We start from the raw sequence: 18,249 nt of genomic DNA, 5'->3' as shown, positions 1-18,249 counted from the left end.
GAGGTGCTGTTCATGTATAAGTAGCTTTCAGGTTTGGTAAAGAACCTGTTAAAGCCAATAAAGTTTTAATGAACAAACATTCAGCTGAAAGCAAAAAACTCCGTTACATTCTACCCGCAGGCACACGGGTAATCACAAGTTTGTTAAACAACTTTAGGCGGTTGGAATATAGAGGTGGGCTGTTGTAATAATCCCGGAGCGGGCATTACTGCATATTTTTTTTGACTCGATGGAGATGTAACTACCAATTGAGTAGCAGACGTTACCGGTAAAGCTTCCTGGTATTGATTCCTTTTTTCTTCGCGTTCCTGCTTTTTTTCTTTTTCATCTGCCTGTTTGAGTTTTTTCATCAAATAGCAGCGGCCGTTACAGTGCAAAGTAGGGCGGGCTTTGTTTACGCAAAGTTCTTTAGCGATGTATGAGCGGTTTGCTTCAAAACCTGCATAGATAAATAACCTTGAAAAGTTTGAGCTTATCAGGGCCACAAGCAGGAATATAGAAAGCAAGCGGTTCAACATTCTGCGCAAATATAAAAGAAATAGCAATTATTAGCTTAAATATAGATAGTGAAAAGTGTTGTATACTCCTAACCAATTATTGTACATTAAATAATAACTGTATAAAACGATGTAAAGCGTTGCTATTTATTAATTGCCTTTGATAGTTATGGTTTGAATTATGTAACTTTGCTTTATGGCAAACACAGAAACAATAGAAGACTTTTACCAACAAAAGTTTAACTGGCTCCCTGCCAACCTTGGACAGGCTATTGGCCATTTCAATGTTTTTCGTACCGAAGACTGCTATCAGCCCGGTGCCAAACCGGTACAATACAGCCGACGTGATTTTTATAAAATCAGTTTATTTCGGGGCAAGGGTGTAGTGCATTATGCCGATAAGAGTATTGAACTGGATGGCAGCGGGTTAGTGTTCTTTAATCCTGTAGTTCCGTATACTTTTGAAAACCTTAATACCGAGCATTCGGGCAGATTTTGCATCTATAAAGAATCGTTCTTTACCGACACATTACGCAAGAACATAAACGAGTTACCCATGTTTGCCCCCGGTGCAAACCCCGTATATATGCTTACTGATGAACAGGATAAGTATGTTTTTGATCTGTTTGAAAAAATGCTTGCCGAGATCAACTCAGATTATCAGTTTAAGTACGACCTGCTGCGCAATTATGTTACCGAACTGATACATTATGCAATGAAGATCCAGCCATCTGATAAGTTGTACCAGCACCCGGATGCTAACTCACGCATTACGTCAATTTTTACCGAATTACTTGAGCGACAATTCCCTATAGAATCGCCTCAGCAACGCTTTGAACTGCGTTCGGCCAAGGATTTTGCCGATCACTTATCCGTACATGTTAATCATCTTAACCGTGCTATCCGTCAAACTACCGGCAAAACCACTACCGAGCATATAATGGACAGGCTGGCCAGCGAGGCAAGGGCTTTGCTGCGCCATACCAACTGGACAGTATCAGAAATCAGCTATAGTTTAGGCTTTGAAGAGCCTGCCCATTTCAGCAACTTTTTCAAAAAACAAACACAAACCACTCCCGGCGCATTCCGGATTGTTTGAATTTTGCAATCATTAGTTTGAATACTGTAAATACCCGGGCCTGATTGCTCTATACCTTTGTGTTATCAAAATAACACAGATTTATGGAGAATAATATTAAAACATGGTTTATAACAGGCGCTTCAAAAGGTTTCGGGCTTAGCCTGGTTAAGCAACTGCTGCAGGCCGGACATAATGTAGCCGCAACCTCGCGCAATGTAGCAGCGCTTACCGAAGCTGTTGGCATAACCACACCAAACTTTTTACCGCTGCAGGTTGACCTTGGCAATGAAGATAGCGTAGGCTATGCGCTTTATCAAACCAAAGCTACATTTAAACACATAGACGTAGTAATTAACAACGCGGGCTACGGCATAGGCGGCAGCATTGAAGAACTTACCGACCGCGAAACCCGCGACAATTTTGAGATCAACGTCTTCGGAACATTAAATGTGATCCGTGCGGTAATGCCATATATGCGCTACCAGCAATCGGGCTACATCATCAACATTTCATCAATAGCTGGTATTACCGGTACAACCGGCTGGTCGGTTTACGCGGCTACAAAGTTTTCGGTTGTCGGGCTTTCAGAAGTACTGGCGCAGGATGTTGCTGAATTCGGCGTTAAGGTAACTGTAGTGGCTCCGGGTGCGTTTCGTACAAGTTTTTTAAATGAAAACTCGATAAACTATGCCCAGCATCCTATAGATGCTTACACCGCTGTACGTGCAAACCAGGCAAGATATTTACAAATGGATGGTAAGCAAAGCGGCGATCCGGAAAATGCTGCGGCGGCTATTATTAATGTAGCGCAAATGGACAATCCCCCATTGTATCTTTTATTAGGCGAAGATGCCTATGAAAGAGCAATGGCCAAGCTTGACAGGTTGGAGAAAGAGTTTCTATTGAATGAGGAACTTTCTAAATCAATGGCCTATCAGGGATAAATATTTACTTACACACTTAATCTTTACAATAATGAACACTCAAAAAACATGGTTTGTAACCGGCGCCTCAAAGGGTTTGGGGTTAAGTCTGGTAAAACAATTATTACAAAAAGGCTACAACGTAGCTGCTACTTCACGCAACCAAGCCGACTTATTAGCCGCTGTTGGTGAACATGAAAGCTTCTTGCCGTTGGCAGTAAACATAAAAGCCGAAGACAGCGTTACCGATGCGATCAATCAAACACTTATCAAATTTGGTAAAATTGACGTTGTAGTAAACAATGCGGGCTATGGCCTTACCGGCAGCCTTGAAGAGCTAAGTGATGCCGAAGCACGTGAAAACTTTGATGTAAATGTATTCGGCTCGTTAAACGTGATACGTGGGGTAATGCCACATCTAAGGGCTCAGCAATCGGGACATATTTTTAATATATCTTCTATAGGTGGCTTCACCGGCAACTTCCCCGGTTTTGGTATCTATTGTGCAACCAAGTTTGCTGTACAGGGTTTCACTGAGTCGCTGGCTGCTGAAGCGAAATCATTTGGCATAAAAGCCACTATCGTATCACCAGGCTATTTCCGCACCAATTTTCTGATGCCGGATTCACTAAGCACACCAAAAAATGAAATAGCCGAGTACAAGGAGGTGCGCGAAGTACAGGCTGCTCACCAGAACGACATTAACGGCAACCAGGCAGGTGACCCTGAAAAGGCAGCCGAAGTAATGATTAAAGTAGCTGAAGCACCCGAAGCACCGGTACATTTATTTTTAGGCGCTGATGCCTATGCATTGGCCGACCAGAAAATAGAATATGTAAAAGCCGATATGAATACATGGCGTGAACTGGCAACTTCAACAGGCTTTGAAACCGCTAATGTTTAATCAAAATCTTCAACAAAAAAGCTGCTTTTTAAGCAGCTTTTTTGTTTATATATTAATGCTAATTAAGCAGTGGCAAATGAATATTAAATGTTGATCCTTCACCTTCTACGCTGGTTACTGTAATGTTACCGCCATGGTCGGTTACAATACGTGAGGCTACATATAAACCCATGCCAAGTCCGCTGTATTTTTTTATGGTGTCATCGCTTCTGTAAAACTTTTGAAAGATATTTTTCACAGTTTGCGCCGACATGCCTATCCCCTTGTCTGTTACACTAATAACCAAATCGTTATCTTCAACCATACTGCTTACTTGTATATCAGCTTGCCGTGCTGAGTATTTTGCAGCATTACCTACCACATTGTTTAATACCTGCTCAATGCGTATACGGTCGGCAAATATGGCGGCATCAACCGGGGCAGATGAAACAAGATTATGATTAGGTACAGCCAGTTGAAGGTCTTCCATAATCTGCTCCTGAAACACTTTCCAGTTTGTTGGCTCTTTATCGTACTCAATTATACCTGTTTCCAGCTTTGAAATATCAAGCAATTGCTTAACTAATGCAACTACCTTACCTGATTGACGGAATATCTTTGTAAGCATTTGTGTAAGCTTGTCTGATTGTCCGTTATCCATTCGCATGGCAAGTTCGGCATAAGAACGTAGTACTGTTAACGGCGTATTAAGCTCATGTGCGGCTATTGAAAGAAATTCAGTTTTTTGCTCGTTTAAATAATTGGCAGAAAGTAACGCAAGTTCTTTTTGCTGATTAATCCGCTGCAATTCGCTGTTTCGCATCTTCACTTCTTCATAAGCGCTTATTGGCCCTTCCTGTTCAATTTCAGCCTTAACAACTGAAATTCTTCGCTGATCTATACGCGTTGACCGGGGAATGCTAAGCTTTAGAGTGATATTAAGTTTTTCTTCAGTAGCGGCTATTTCCAGTATGGGCACCAGTTTCCGTGCATATTCAATGCCTTCACTGCTTCTGTTGAAATACTCACCTGTGCGGCATGAAATAACCGCAGTAAAAAAGAATCTGCCTTCATCGGCAGTGGCGCCGAGCGTAGCCATGCCGCCTTCGGCCTTATCTATCACCTCGCGGCAAACTTCTGATACCGCTGTTGAAAATGCGGTTTGTGTTGACAGGGTTAGACCCAAAAGTTCGGCCGTACGCATCGATTTTTTATAGGCCAAAATAAGGTCCATTTCATTTTCGAGCGTTATTTGGGTAAGTGTGGTCATGAGTTTCAGAATTTAGAGATAACTACCGACATATCGTCCGACCTGCGGGAATGATCTTTATAAATAGCGGCTGCCTGGATACTTAAATCGCACCGGTTTAAGCCGGGAAGTTTATTTAATTCCCAACGTGAGCGGATACCATCAGAACATAATACAAGCTGCTGAAAATCATTAATGCTCATCAACTGATCGTTCATTGTATTCGGTATATTATGGCCGATGATGCCGTTATAAGCCAAAGGCGTTTTCGACATTAAAGGACCTATTAATTTTGCAGAGATATTACCGACTCCGGCAATACGCAAAGTACGCTGAGTGGTATCAACTACAACAAATGTTGCTACCAGCCCTCTTGTTTTTCTTACAGCCCTGTGGATAAACCTTATAATTTCAACGGGTGAATCAAACGGGCATTGCTGAAAGGCTGCAACCGCCTGGTTCATTGCATAATTGGCATCTACCCCATGTCCAAGGCCATCTGCCAGCATAAGTTTTACAGAGTTGCCCGAGGCTTTTACATAATACCCGTCACCCGAGTGTATTTCACCCGGTTTTGCAACAACAATGGCCTTAATGTCCGGCGCTTTTAACTTCGCTTTTGTTATCGGCAATTTAAATACTCTTGATACCAGTATGGTGCCCCAGCCTTTTGACGAAAAAATATCAAACTCGTCAGACAACCGTTTAATGCTCCCTAACCCGTGCCCGATGGTGTTAGTAGACGAATACCCGTCGGCCATCATACGGCTTAAGTCCTGCATACCCGGACCACTGTCAATACTAATAAGCTCTATGTATTCGTGCCCGGCTTTTTCCTGGTAAGATAGCAGAAGTTCGCCGGCCTTGGCATATTTGTGCAGGTTTGATGTTATCTCAGCAACAATAATATCCAGTTCGGCTATTTTTTTTTCAGGAAACCCGGTACTAAGCGCAAGGTTATGAACTTCTTTTTTTATGATCGCGTAATAACTCCTGTCCGACGCGTCAAAGCTTTTATGTGTCGCGTCAGCCATTTGCCCATTTGATGATCGTGATCCTTGTACCTTTCCCCACTTCGCTTTTTATATCAAACTCGTTTACCAGCCTTTTTGTTCCTGGCAATCCCAATCCAAGGCTTTTTCCGGTACTATAGCCATCCGTTAAGGCCAGTTTTATGTCAGGTATACCCGGGCCTTCATCCTTAAAAGTAAGACGTATGCCGTTATCGCGCCCGCGCGAAACCACTTCGATAATGATCTGGCCGCCGTTGGCATAGCGAAGCATATTCCGCACAAGTTCACTGGCGGCTGTTATCAGTTTGGTTTGATTAACTAGCCCCATTTTGATCTTGACCGCATACTCCTTCACCCGGTTACGAAACACCACCACGTCCTGCTCACGCAGAACGTTGAGGGTATCTTTATTCAGTGAGATCGTTGCTGTTATCATCGTCAGGACCTATTTCTTCTTCTTCATCTAACTGAATCTTGTTTTTCAACAGGTCCATTCCCTTTTCAACATTAAGCGCGGTATACACACCCTTTAACGGTAAGCCTAACTCAACCAGTGTAATAGCTACAGCAGGCTGCATACCCACTACAACTGTCTCGGCATCTAAAAGTTTAGACATTACGCCGATATTACCAATAATACGGCCCATAAATGAGTCAACAATGCTAACTGCAGAAATATCTATCAAAATACCTCTTGCACCGGTTTTACTAACCATTTTTACCAGATCGGCTTCAAGGTCGAGTGCGAGCCGGTCATATAAATCGACCTGTATAGTGACCAGCAGAAACTGGCCCATTCTTAAAATAGGGATCTTATCCATGTTTTTTAAACAGCAGATTTAACAGCGCTTTTTCTTACTTCAATTTTTAAGGTTCTAAATGCATATTGTAAGGCGCTTGCCAGGCTGGCTTTTGTTACAATATCTGAAAGATCAATACCCAGATGCACAATTGTCTGCGCAATTTCGGGGCGTATACCGCTTATAATGCATTCGGCGCCCATTAAACGTGTTGCGCTAACCGTTTTAAGCAAGTGTTGTGCTACCAATGAATCTACCGTAGGCACACCCGAAATATCCAGAATAGCTACACTGCTGCCTGATTCTACAATTTCGGTAAGCAGGCTTTCCATTACAACTTGCGTGCGGGCGCTATCAAGCGTACCTATAATTGGCAGGGCAAGTATACCATCCCATACACGTATAACCGGGGTTGATATCTCGGCAATTTCATCCGTTTGACGAAGAATTACTTCTTCACGGCCTTTTATAAAAGTTTCAAAGGTTATGATAGAAAAACTATCCAATAAACGGTTTAACTTCCGGTTTGCTATATTTAATTCTTTCGGATCTTTTACTTCTTCCTGAGCTATCTCAATTAATGCTTCCTTAAGGCTCAAAATAAATACACCGGTTTCACGCGGACTATAGCCCTGCCGTGCCCTCGAGATAGATATGCCTGCTAATATCTCGATAACATGATCGAAATCTCCTGATTCAGGATTTTCAATATTAGATTCATTAAGACTTGCTACAAGTGCCGTGATCAGTTCTTCTGATTCGGCTCTGAGATCTTCATTGCTCATCAGGTCTTCCCGTAAACGCTCATCGGCCAACTGGTTAGTCATCCAGCGCTCTAATATTACTGCTTGTTTTTTCTTAAAAAGTTTTGTGATTTCGATAGCCATGAGGGTCAAGTGTTGAAAATTGATGTAAGTGTACAATAATTTTCTTAATAATAAAACTACTCTTGATCAACTACACTAATGTTTTTAGTTGGCTGCAAATTACTCTTCATATAAATATTACCTCCTATCGTTTATTATAAATGACATAAATCACTTTTAAATTTGAGCGCGATCAAATGAGCAATTCACCCGCCACACGAAATTTGTGATCGTGATCAATTTATATAACTTCACAATATGGAAAATGCGGCTTTGCTAAAAGCTATTATAGAAAACGCCATTGACGGGATCATCACCATTGATGAGCGTGGAATTGTGGAGTCGATAAACCCATCAGCATGCAGGCTGTTCAAATGTACGCCTGAAGACGTTGTGGGGAAAAACATCTCGGTGCTTATGCCCCCACCCGATAGGGAACGGCACGATGAATATATTCATCGTTACCAGCGTACCGGTGTACCCCATATTATTGGCATCGGTAGAGAAGTAAAGGGTTTAAAAAAAGATGGCACAGTTTTCCCGTTCCGTTTGGCAGTAAGTGAAGTCCAATATTCGGGCAGGAAAATTTATACCGGCTTTATACATGACCTTACCCGCGAAAAAGAAGCCGAAGAAAAGCTGAAAGAATACGCCACAAGCTTGGAAGAACAGGTTGAAGAACGCACCCGATCATTAAAAACCACGGTTGAAGCGTTAAGGCAAGCAAAAGAAGAAGTGAGCCAATCGCTTGAAAAAGAGAAAGAATTAGGACAGTTGAAAAGCCGCTTTGTATCAATGGCCTCACACGAGTTCCGTACGCCTTTGAGTTCTGTACAGTTATCGGCCGTGCTGATAGAAAAATATGCGCAACAGTTTGATAATGCCAACATCAGTAAGCATATCAGCAAAATAAAGAATTCGGTAAATAACCTTACGGGGATTTTGAACGATTTTTTGTCGCTTGAAAAGCTTGAAGCAGGCAAAGTTGAGGCGCAATACAGCACCTTTGATATTGTAAAATTTTCGGAAGAAATAACCGAAGAAATGCAGCTTGTGGCCAAGCAAAACCAAAATATTATTTACCAGCATACGGGTACCAAAAGCGTTGTATCACTCGACCAAAACCTACTGAAGAACTGCATTATTAACCTGATTAATAATGCCATCAAATATTCGGGCGAGGATACGTTTATCGAGTTCAACTCCGAAATCACTAAAAAAGGGTTAAGCATCACTATAAAAGACAACGGCATTGGCATACCTGAAAGTGACCAGAAACATTTGTTTGAGGCGTTTTTCAGGGCGCATAATACCGGCAGTATTCCGGGTACTGGGTTGGGTTTGAACATTGTAACGCGATATGTCGGCCTGATGAACGGCACTATTAAATTTGAAAGCAAGGTTAACCAGGGTACTGTATTTATATTAACATTTCCTATTTAATGTATGAAAACCATCTTAATAATTGAAGATAACGACGATATACGTGAAAGTACAGTTGAGATTTTAGAACTGAGCGGTTACAAGGTTTTGCAGGCCAATCATGGCAAAGCCGGTGTCGATCTTGCCCTACAGCACAAGCCCGACATGATTTTGTGCGACATTATGATGCCCGAGCTTGATGGCTACGGTGTGCTGTACATGCTTGGCAAAAACACCGACACAGCGCATATTCCCTTTATATTTTTAACAGCGAAGGCCGAGCGTGTCGACTTTCGCAAGGGTATGGAAATGGGTGCCGACGATTACCTGACCAAGCCATTTGACGACATTGAATTGCTTAACGCTATCGAGACCCGTTTGAAAAAGAAAGAAAAGCAGGCTGAGTTTTATAATCAATCACTTGATAAATTAGAAAAACTGGCCAGCGGCACAGGCAAGGGATTGGCAGAACTAAAAGCCGTTATTGCAGAGCGCAAAGTACGTCACATAAAAAAGAAACAGGTTTTATATTACGAAGGAGACAACGCTCAAGGCATTTACCTGGTGCTTGAGGGTGTGGTAAAAACCATAAAACTGGCCGATGACGGCCGTGAACTAATGACCGGCATGTTTAAAGCCGATGATTACCTGGGCATACACGCCTTGTTGCTTGATGAGCCTTTTACTGAAACAGCCGAGGCCGTTGAAGACTCGGCGGTATGCTTGCTACCGAAAGAAATGACGCTTAACCTGCTGAATAAATATCCGGAGGTTGGACATCAGTTTATCAAAATATTATCAAACAACATTCGAGAGAAGGAAGAGCAGTTGTTGGAGTTGGCCTACAATTCGGTACGAAAACGTTTGGCGCAGGTATTGGTAAGGCTGAATAAACAGCTTACAGATACGGATACTTTCAAGGTTTCGCGCGATGAGCTGGCCTCAATGGCGGGTATGGCTACCGAAACTGTAAGCCGCACGCTTACCGACTTTAAAGAAGAAGGCCTGATTGAGAAAAAAGGCAGCCAGATATCAATAAAAGATCTGAATAGGCTTACAAAAATGAAAAACTGACGAAGGTCACTTTTCGGGCTGACAACCCTCATGTTATAATATCCGCGGCCACGGTAGCTTTGTGCTAACAAACGCTATTTTGAAATGAAAGTTGTGGCCTACAGTATAAAGAGCTTTGAGAAGGAATTTCTTGCAAAGTCGAACCAGAAGAAACATGACATCACCCTTATCTCGAACCCACTAAGTTTAGAGACCACCATGTACGCCGAGGGTAAGGATGCTGTAATGGTGTTTACCAACGACGATGTATCGGCACCGGTAGTGAACCAATTGGCCGATATGGGTATCAAATATATCGCCACCCGCTCGGTAGGTACCGACCATATCGACCGTGAGGCAGCAGGTGCACGGGGTATAAAAATTGCTAATGTCCCGGTTTACTCGCCCGAAGCTGTCGCTGAACATACTTTGGCGCTGGCCTTCGCGCTTAACCGCCATGTAGTACAGGCAAACGAGCACAGCCATCATTTTGATTTTAAGCTGGAAAACCTGATGGGCTTTAACTTCCATGGGAAAACGGTGGGTATTATAGGCCTGGGGCATATCGGCCTGGCAACTGCCGCCATTTTTAAAGGCATGGGCTGTAAAGTGTTGGGTTATGATTTGGCTCCGCCGGATGATGTTAAAAATATCCAGATAGAATCGTTAAGTACCTTATTGCAGCAGTCGGACATTATTTCGCTGCACGTGCCGCTTACTCCGCAAACCCATCACCTGATAAACCGCGAAGCCCTGGCCATGATGAAAGACGGTGTAATGCTATTAAACACATCGCGCGGCGGGCTGATTGATACCGAGGCCGTTTATAAGGCACTTATACTTGGCCGTGTGGGCTATTTAGGTATTGATGTGTATGAGAATGAAAAAGGCTTGTTCTTTCAGGACCATTCAAAAGATGTAAAGAAAGATGCTTTGCTGCAAAAACTAATAGCCCTACCAAACGTGCTGGTAACGCCGCACCAGGCATTTCTTACCAAGGAAGCCCTACAGCAAATTGCCGACCGAACGATAAAGAATCTCGATCAGTGGCAGCAAAACAAATGTGTTGGTGAGGCATGCGCCTGTGCTAACAGTTGCCGCGAGCAGAAAGTGAAAGAGCAAGTGACCATTTTAGATAAATAAGTTATGCAAATGAGCAAGCGGCTTATTGAAAAGTATAACGTACCAGCGCCGCGATACACCAGCTACCCCACTGTCCCCTACTGGAACGATGAACCATTTGAAATAAGTGAATGGGAAAAATCAGTTCAACTATCATTTAAAGAAAGCAACGATACCGACGGCATCAGTATTTACGTGCACCTGCCCTATTGCGAAAGCCTGTGCACTTATTGCGGCTGCAACACCCGCATTACAAAAAATCATTCGGTTGAAGAGCCTTATATACACGCCCTATTAAAAGAATGGGCTATGTACCGCAAGGTTTTTGGTAAGCGCCCTGTGATACGTGAGATACATTTGGGCGGAGGCACACCTACTTTTTTCGCGCCAGAAAACCTAAAATATTTAATAGAAGGCATTTTAGCCGGTGCTACCATACATGCTGATGCTGAATTCAGTTTTGAGGCACATCCCGCCAACACCACTGCTGAGCATTTGACCACGCTGTACAACTTAGGTTTCCGGAGGTTAAGTTTGGGTATACAGGATTTCGACCCGAAGGTGCAGTTTATTATTAACCGTATGCAAAGCTTTGAGCAGGTAAAAGCGGTTACCGATAAAGCGAGGGAAATTGGTTACACCTCTATTAATTTCGACCTGATTTACGGGCTGCCTTTACAAACAGTTGAAAGCGTTGTTGACACCGTTGAAAAGGTATCGGCACTAATGCCCGAGCGGATAGCCTTTTACAGCTATGCGCATGTGCCATGGATTAAACCCGGCCAGCGCCGTTATAAAGACACCGACTTACCCGGCACACAACTGAAGCAGCAACTATATAACACTGGTCGCGAAATGCTTACTGCTTTAGGATATAAAGAAATTGGTATGGACCATTTCACGCTGATAACTGACAGCTTATACAAAGCCGAACAGAAAGGCACCCTGCACCGTAACTTTATGGGCTACACCCATCAGCATACACAATTGCTTGTTGGCCTGGGGGTATCTTCAATAAGCGATTCGTGGTATGGCTACGCGCAAAATGCCAAAACGGTTGAGGAATATACTTCGCTTATCAACTCCGGCGTGCTGCCGATAGTAAAATTTCATGGCCTTACAGAAGAAGACCTGCTATTGCGTCAACATATTTTAAACATTATGTGTGCCGGCAAAACCTGCTGGAACCACCATTTGCATAGCTCGACAGGGCTTTTGCAAGCCGTTGAGCGTTTACAACCACTTGCCGACGACGGGCTCATCAACCTCAACTCGTGGTGCGCCGAGGTAACACCTTTAGGCAAACGCTATTTACGCAACATTTGTATGGCTTTTGATGCAAGGCTATGGGCTAAAAAACCGGCTACACAATTATTCAGCATGGCTGGCTAAACCTTATTATATCCCCTAAACAATTAACAACAAAAAAGCGGCTTAGGCCGCTTTTTTTATATGTGCAGGGCGTTGAGCCGCATTTCACAAGCCAGCAGATGGTGCTTCATTTCGTCCAGATACTCTATTGTTTGGTTAGTAAGCGTTGGTATCAGTTCCTTATAATAGTTGATACCGGCAGTCAGCTGTGTTTTAAACTTAAGCAGGTAGTTTTTCTTTTTCAGGTCGATGGTGTTGGCATGTGCGGCCATATCCTTTTTCAGATGATCGATATACAAATTAAGCTCGTTAATAAACACATTGGGGCGGCTTACATTGGTAAGCAGGTTAAGTTTGCCGTAAATATGGTTCACCATTTCGCGCAGCGAATAGATACCCGAAAAGTAAGCGATGTTTGGTCCGGGGCAAATGGCAACGGCCTTGCTGTCGCGGCGGTGCAGCATATCGTTTTTGATGTAGGCTGATGTGCACAGGCCTTCACACAGGCAAATTTTTTCGGTAACTGCATCAACCTGCCGCTGTAGTTCAACAGGCTCAAGACCCGCATTTTGCAGCTGTTCAATTTTTAAATGCTGATACTGGCGCGATGCCGTACAGATAGGCTGCTCAGTAAACTCGGTATTAGTAATCAAGAACTTTTTGGTACATGGGCTACCCGGCCTGCCTTTTTCAATACGTTGCACACGCAGCTGCTCGGCAGTACTTTTGCGAAAATTATTGAATAATATACCCAGCGGCGAAGCAGCACTCACATAGAAATCATCCTTACCGGCAATCGCCAGATTTTGCAGCGTATCGTTATCAACATTAGTAGCTTCGGGCACCAGTAAAAACGGACTTCCCCAGCCTGTGGCGTCAAGTTGATAGTTATATCGTAAAAACTCGTGCTCTTTAGCGGTGCCTATGCCGCCTTGTACGCTTACCCTTTGGGTGGGTATAGTTACATATTTATAGCCTTTGGCAGCCAGTGCCGGGAAATAGATATCCTGCAATTCGTTCTTCATCTCCTCACGTCTCAGCTTAAACTCTTCCAGTATAGGGCCAAGCAGCAAGCCGTCGGTGGCAAAGGCGTGGCCGCCGCAGTTCAAGCCCGATTCTATCCGGAACTCATGTACCCATATTCCCTTCTTCGCTAAAAATTTCGCTTGTATCAAGGCCGAGCGGAAATCGCTCACCTTAAGTATTACCTTTTTTGGGATGACACCATTAGCATCAGGAAAAAAACAGTCGAAGTTCTCCAGGTAACTATAAAGCTTAGGATTCATACCCGCCGACAGTGTTAACGCCCCTTTTACATCGCTCAAAGCGAAACCACGCAATGAGGCCAGCGCATCCGTATAAATGTCGCCAAGAGAGTGCCCGTGCTTATCATAATTTACCTTATCAACCTTCGACATAATGTTGACGTCGATACTGCCCGGCTGCATGCTGTTGCGCAGTTTATCCTGCATCAGGGCTTTACGTTGCGGCTCGCTCATTTCAAGCATTTTTAAATAGTACTGTTTTAATGGTGATGTTTCGGGCAGCAGTTCGAAATACTTGTCGATATCTTTGCCCTCGCGAAAAGGTTGCCGCTTCAGCTCATTAAACTGCTGCTGCACCAGTTTGTTAAGCAGGTTTAAGTAAGCGGTGATACGGCGGGCACGATGATCGGGCGTGTTTTTAACTATAGGCGTGTACGGTAAGCTATTTTGTATGGAATGATATTCGCGCATTCGCTCGGTAAGCTCGTCGTCAACAATAGACACTACCGACGATATACCATAACGCGCAACTTTAAGAGGTGTATCAATGGAAAAACCAAGTCCCAGTACGGGGATATGAAAAGTATGCATAATGATAAAAATTCAATTAATAAAAAAAGCGGCTTTTTAAACCGCTTTTTCATCAAACCAATAACAATTTATATAATAAACATTAACACTAATATCAGGTGGATAGCCACACTTGCAGCAAATACTGTTAGTGTAGTACGGATGCTGCCGCCGGCCATGTTGGCTATAATGTTGGTAAAAAAGCTAACCATGGTAACGCCTAGCACCCAGCCGGAAGCATTAAAATAATAAGTAAGTACCGCAGGCAATGGTAATATAAACACGCCATGTACCAGCAGTACAAGGAAGAACCATAACGTATGATTTTGCTTCTGACTGTCGGCGAATGCCATAAATTTTGCCCATAGGTTTATATGGGTAGTTTCAACCGGGGTAGTGGTAAAGGTGGCCGGAGCGAATGTTTTTATAGTTGCCATAACTTGTAGTTTTATTTGTTTTGTTATACAAATATGGCCACAATAACAAGGCTGCACCATGACGCTTGTCAGCATGAAAAGTGATAGTAGACACTTTTTTATTAATGGCAGATTGCTGTGTCAGCACTCTTCGCCGGACTGATGTAAGGAATGTCCAGTGCAAGGCCACGTAGTATAAACCACACACCTAAGAACAGCATAAAGTACGGCATTGCCCGGCTTATGCGTGTGCGCACCAGTGGTGTAAGCAAGCCTGCGCCAAGGGTAGCTGCTAACATAAGTGGGACAGTACCTGCGCCAAACCAAAGCATAAAAAAGGCTGACGATGTTACCGACCCGGTGTTAATAGCACCCACCAATGCCAGGTACACAAACCCGCAGGGCAACAAACCGTTAAGCATGCCAATAAACAAATGCCCCATGCGGTTCTTTAACGCGTAACCCAACAGGCGGTTAAATGGCGCGAACACATCCAATCTGCTTACAGCCATACGCCATTTAAACAAGCGTGATGCCGCTGCCATTATAATAAGTACACCGCTGGCAATACTTATGCCCTGCTGTAAACCGGCCATCCATAATTGTTTACCAATTAATCCGGCTATCAAACCTAAAACGCCGTAGCTTATTACGCGGCCTGCCTGGTAGATCAGCTTATCCCACACCAGCAGCAAGTTCGAATTGCCGGTAAAGGGCACTGCGAATGCTAGTGGACCGCACATGCCTATGCAGTGTATGCTGCCAAACAAGCCTATAAAAAAAGCTACCTGCGCGTTGCTCATGGTATATAAATATCTTTTTTATGCAGATACTCTTTGCCATTTTGTTTCCAGTTTATGGTTAGCTGCCATTTGCCTGTGGCAATATTAGCAGGTGTTATAAAATGACTGTTGTTGTTCACAATAAACCCTCGATCCATCTTTTTGTCTGACGGGCGGGCAAAGGTTATCGTACCTGTAACATTGCCTTTAAAATCGATAGTGCATCCGTCTACAGTTGTTTTTATAAAGGGCTCAACTTTATCAACCAGCACGTTACGCTCTTTTGTAAATTCGGTATCATAATTTAGTCCATGTTCATAGTATCGCGGGTCAAAATCGTCTGCCGGTTGTTTGAACATCATAAATACCAGCACAATAATAAACAGCATAAAGCTGGCCATGCCTAACAGCAGGTATTTTCCCCAGTTTGATTTTTCATCAGTTATCATAAATCGGTCCTGTAAATGTTGATTCAATGGTTTGCAGCACCTTACCCTGCTGCATCACGTTAATTTTAATGGTGGTTTTGGTAGTGCGGATGCTTTTGCCAGGCATCATTATAAAAAACACGGCTTTGTTGGTGCCCTCTGCATCAATTGTCCCTACCGGCTGAATGTATTTTATCACCACGTCCTTTTGCTCGGGCTGAAGCGTAATTTGTTGTGCTTTATTGCTTTTGTTGGTGATTTCGGCATTATAAATATTGCTGATATACCCGCCTGGCTGCTCCTGGTAAAGCGTACCCGCCGATCGTAATATATTCACATCGACAGCTGTACGGGCGGCAATAAAGTATATCAGCACACCCAGCAACACAACCATAATGGCACTGTAAGCCATCATACGCTTTGTAAACACCGGTTTTTTGTTCTCGGCGATAGTTTCTTCCGAATAAAAGCCGATGAGGTTGAGCGGCCTGTTTATTTTTTCCATTACTTGGTTACAGGCGTCGATACAGGCGGTGCAATTGATACATTCAAGCTGTGTGCCTTTACGGATATCAATCCCCGTTGGGCAAACATCAACACAAAGCCCGCAGTCAACACAATCGCCTTTTGATGATGCATTTTCTGCTTTTACACGTTTGCCGCGGGGTTCGCCACGTAGATAGTTGTAGGCTACTACAAGAGTTTGCTTGTCTATGAGCACATCCTGTAAACGACCGTACGGACAGGCCACGGTGCAAACCAGTTCACGCATCTGGCTGTAAACTAAATAAAATACTGTCGTGAACACCCATATGCTGATAAAACCGCTTAGGTGCAGAGAAACCGGTTCTGTAATGATTTTAATAAGGCTATCGCTGCCGATAATGTAGGCCAGAAATGTGTTGGCGATTAGAAACGACAGTACAATAAACAGGAAATGCTTCGACGCTTTCTTTTTTACTTTCGCTGCTGTCCAAGGGCTGTTATCCAGTAGCCGCCGTTGTTTGGGTGAACCTTCTATCAAAACCTCTATTTTACGGAAAACCATCTCCATAAATATAGTTTGGGGACATATCCACCCGCAAAACACCCGGCCAAAGGCTATGGTGAACAATATGACACACACCATGCCCAGCAGCATGATAATGACGAAGATGAAAAAGTCCTGCGGCCAAAACACCTGCCCGAAGAGTACAAAACGCCTTTCAATAACGTTAATGAGCAATAAAGGATGCCCGTTTATACGTATAAACGGGCCTGTAAATAATATTATCAGGTAAGCATAGCTAAGCCAACTGCGGTACTGATAAAACTTGCCTTTGCGGATGAGTGGATACATCCATTTACGCTTACCTGCGGTTGTTGTATTGGGCTGACCTGTTATTTCTGCACTTATCATCCTCTTATAAATCAATTTCTGTATCACGCGGCTACTCAATATTAGCAGCCGTTTTCTCGTCATTCATTTTTTCGCCTTCAGGTTGTTTCGCGCCCGGCGGGTTTGTACCGTGTATCGACTCAATGTAGCTTGCCACATCCGCTATTTGCTTTGGCGATAACTGTTTATCCCAGTTAGGCATGCCTTTGGCCTGTATGCCGTATTTTATGGTTTTAAATACTTCGTTTATTTTCCCACCATGCAGCCAGTAATCGTCCGTTAGGTTTGGCCCTACAACACCCTGTCCTTTATCACCATGGCATGGAGAACAGTTTTTCACAAATATTTCCTGACCGGCACCAATAACCCCAGGGTCGGTAGATAGCTTAACAGTGTTCTCGTCAACCCTGTCGGCCGATTTTGCAAGGAAAGCCTCTTTTTCCTTCTCGGCAATCTTCATTTCGGTAACATACTCCTGATCCTGCAACTGCCCTATACCCAACGCGTGATACACCATCAGGTAACCCACGGCGAAAACTATCGTGGCATAAAACAATACCATGAACCATGCTGGTGTAGGATTATCAAGCTCCTGTATGCCATCATAATCGTGCTCAATTATCAGGTCTTTCTCTTCAGATAATGGCTTTAACGACAGCAGCTTGTTGATCACAGTGTTCTTGGGCTTCGCAACCGGCACAGTTGCATGCTGAACATCAACGGCTATTTCCGGGGCTTCTTTTCCAATAAGTAACCTGCTTAACACTTTAAAGGTGCGCAACAACACCAGCATGGTTACCACAAACAGCAGTAACATTAATATGATGGCACCGTAAGCAATATAATCCTGCGTTTCGCCGCTCATCAGGCTACCTTCATCGGCCATAACGGGCGCAGTACTCAATAAAAAAAGCGATAAGAATGTAAGGCGTAAGATTTTCATAACTCAAAAGTTTTAGCAGGTTGCTTACTATCGTGCAGCGGAATAGCGCTCATGTAATCGGCATGGTTTTTACGTATGCGGATAAGCATCACCGTAACCACTATAAAAAACAACAGGAAAATGCCCAATGACGTGATCAGGTACACCTGGTCACCATTTATATTGTGTATGAATTGCTTAAACATGT

Annotated in this window: 20 protein-coding genes; 7 read left to right on the top strand and 13 right to left on the bottom strand. The window is 43.5% G+C overall.

Going from position 1 to position 18,249, the window contains the following annotated elements; genetic code table 11:
• Positions 1–143: 143 nt before the first annotated feature.
• Entirely contained in the window at positions 144–518 is a 375-nt protein-coding gene (locus EOD41_RS02680) for a hypothetical protein (RefSeq protein WP_127703228.1), read from the bottom strand.
• 175 nt (positions 519–693) lie between these two features.
• Here EOD41_RS02680 and EOD41_RS02675 point away from each other — a divergent pair, with 175 nt between their 5' ends.
• The 3 genes from EOD41_RS02675 to EOD41_RS02665 all read left to right on the top strand — a co-directional run bounded on the left by EOD41_RS02675 (position 694) and on the right by EOD41_RS02665 (position 3,405).
• Positions 694–1,596, top strand: coding sequence for a helix-turn-helix domain-containing protein (locus tag EOD41_RS02675; protein ID WP_127703227.1), 903 nt, complete (start codon positions 694–696; stop codon positions 1,594–1,596).
• Positions 1,597–1,679: 83 nt separating this feature from the next.
• Positions 1,680–2,522, top strand: a complete 843-nt coding sequence (locus EOD41_RS02670; protein ID WP_127703226.1) for an SDR family NAD(P)-dependent oxidoreductase — start codon at positions 1,680–1,682, stop codon at positions 2,520–2,522.
• A gap of 31 nt (positions 2,523–2,553) precedes the next feature.
• Complete coding sequence (locus tag EOD41_RS02665) at positions 2,554–3,405, top strand: SDR family NAD(P)-dependent oxidoreductase (protein ID WP_127703225.1); 852 nt, start codon at positions 2,554–2,556, stop codon at positions 3,403–3,405.
• Positions 3,406–3,463: 58 nt separating this feature from the next.
• Here EOD41_RS02665 and EOD41_RS02660 read toward each other — a convergent pair whose 3' ends face one another.
• From EOD41_RS02660 to EOD41_RS02640, 5 genes are read right to left on the bottom strand one after another with little or no spacing between them, the layout of a single operon-like run.
• Positions 3,464–4,654: a sensor histidine kinase gene (locus EOD41_RS02660; protein ID WP_127703224.1), complete on the bottom strand. Its 1,191-nt coding sequence runs from the start codon at positions 4,652–4,654 to the stop codon at positions 3,464–3,466.
• A 5-nt stretch (positions 4,655–4,659) separates the two neighbouring features.
• The gene (locus tag EOD41_RS02655; RefSeq protein WP_127703223.1) at positions 4,660–5,667 is read right to left on the bottom strand and encodes a SpoIIE family protein phosphatase; all 1,008 of its coding nucleotides are present in this window, start codon (positions 5,665–5,667) and stop codon (positions 4,660–4,662) included.
• A complete protein-coding gene (locus tag EOD41_RS02650) occupies positions 5,660–6,082 on the bottom strand; it encodes an anti-sigma regulatory factor (RefSeq protein WP_127703222.1) in 423 nt (140 codons plus the stop codon). The genes EOD41_RS02655 and EOD41_RS02650 overlap by 8 nt, the downstream gene beginning before the upstream one ends.
• Positions 6,054–6,467 carry an STAS domain-containing protein gene (locus EOD41_RS02645; RefSeq protein ID WP_127703221.1) on the bottom strand — a complete coding sequence of 138 codons (414 nt, stop codon included), beginning with the start codon at positions 6,465–6,467 and terminating at the stop codon, positions 6,054–6,056. Before EOD41_RS02645 ends, EOD41_RS02650 begins: the two co-directional genes overlap by 29 nt.
• A gap of 5 nt (positions 6,468–6,472) precedes the next feature.
• Entirely contained in the window at positions 6,473–7,333 is an 861-nt protein-coding gene (locus tag EOD41_RS02640) for an STAS domain-containing protein (protein ID WP_127703220.1), read from the bottom strand.
• Positions 7,334–7,570: 237 nt separating this feature from the next.
• On the opposite strand from EOD41_RS02640, the gene EOD41_RS02635 reads away from it, so the two are divergent.
• The 4 genes from EOD41_RS02635 to hemN all read left to right on the top strand — a co-directional run bounded on the left by EOD41_RS02635 (position 7,571) and on the right by hemN (position 12,301).
• Positions 7,571–8,755 (top strand): PAS domain-containing sensor histidine kinase, encoded by a 1,185-nt coding sequence (locus EOD41_RS02635; protein WP_127703219.1) that lies wholly within the window; start codon positions 7,571–7,573, stop codon positions 8,753–8,755.
• Between the two features lie 3 nt (positions 8,756–8,758).
• Entirely contained in the window at positions 8,759–9,808 is a 1,050-nt protein-coding gene (locus EOD41_RS02630; protein WP_127703218.1) for a response regulator, read from the top strand.
• A gap of 84 nt (positions 9,809–9,892) precedes the next feature.
• Positions 9,893–10,930, top strand: a complete 1,038-nt coding sequence (locus EOD41_RS02625) for a 2-hydroxyacid dehydrogenase (RefSeq protein WP_127703217.1) — start codon at positions 9,893–9,895, stop codon at positions 10,928–10,930.
• Between the two features lie 9 nt (positions 10,931–10,939).
• Positions 10,940–12,301, top strand: coding sequence for an oxygen-independent coproporphyrinogen III oxidase (gene hemN / locus EOD41_RS02620; protein ID WP_127703216.1), 1,362 nt, complete (start codon positions 10,940–10,942; stop codon positions 12,299–12,301).
• 56 nt (positions 12,302–12,357) lie between these two features.
• On the opposite strand, the gene EOD41_RS02615 is transcribed toward hemN, so the two are convergent.
• The 7 genes from EOD41_RS02615 to EOD41_RS02585 all read right to left on the bottom strand — a co-directional run bounded on the left by EOD41_RS02615 (position 12,358) and on the right by EOD41_RS02585 (position 18,247).
• Entirely contained in the window at positions 12,358–14,136 is a 1,779-nt protein-coding gene (locus EOD41_RS02615; RefSeq protein ID WP_127703215.1) for a hypothetical protein, read from the bottom strand.
• 68 nt (positions 14,137–14,204) lie between these two features.
• Entirely contained in the window at positions 14,205–14,552 is a 348-nt protein-coding gene (locus EOD41_RS02610; RefSeq protein ID WP_127703214.1) for a hypothetical protein, read from the bottom strand.
• 101 nt (positions 14,553–14,653) lie between these two features.
• A complete protein-coding gene (locus EOD41_RS02605) occupies positions 14,654–15,334 on the bottom strand; it encodes a sulfite exporter TauE/SafE family protein (protein WP_127703213.1) in 681 nt (226 codons plus the stop codon).
• Positions 15,331–15,762: a FixH family protein gene (locus EOD41_RS02600; protein WP_127703212.1), complete on the bottom strand. Its 432-nt coding sequence runs from the start codon at positions 15,760–15,762 to the stop codon at positions 15,331–15,333. The genes EOD41_RS02605 and EOD41_RS02600 overlap by 4 nt, the downstream gene beginning before the upstream one ends.
• The gene (gene ccoG, locus EOD41_RS02595) at positions 15,752–17,140 is read right to left on the bottom strand and encodes a cytochrome c oxidase accessory protein CcoG (protein ID WP_127703211.1); all 1,389 of its coding nucleotides are present in this window, start codon (positions 17,138–17,140) and stop codon (positions 15,752–15,754) included. The genes EOD41_RS02600 and ccoG overlap by 11 nt, the downstream gene beginning before the upstream one ends.
• A gap of 31 nt (positions 17,141–17,171) precedes the next feature.
• Complete coding sequence (locus tag EOD41_RS02590) at positions 17,172–18,062, bottom strand: cbb3-type cytochrome c oxidase N-terminal domain-containing protein (RefSeq protein ID WP_127703210.1); 891 nt, start codon at positions 18,060–18,062, stop codon at positions 17,172–17,174.
• The gene (locus EOD41_RS02585) at positions 18,059–18,247 is read right to left on the bottom strand and encodes a hypothetical protein (RefSeq protein WP_127703209.1); all 189 of its coding nucleotides are present in this window, start codon (positions 18,245–18,247) and stop codon (positions 18,059–18,061) included. Before EOD41_RS02585 ends, EOD41_RS02590 begins: the two co-directional genes overlap by 4 nt.
• Between the last annotated feature and the right edge of the window lie 2 nt (positions 18,248–18,249).

Source organism: Mucilaginibacter limnophilus (assembly GCF_004005815.1).
GTDB classification, from domain to species: Bacteria; Bacteroidota; Bacteroidia; order Sphingobacteriales; family Sphingobacteriaceae; genus Mucilaginibacter; species Mucilaginibacter limnophilus.
The sequence above is the reverse complement of the archived record's forward strand: the minus strand, read 5'-3'. Positions and strand labels throughout refer to the sequence as shown.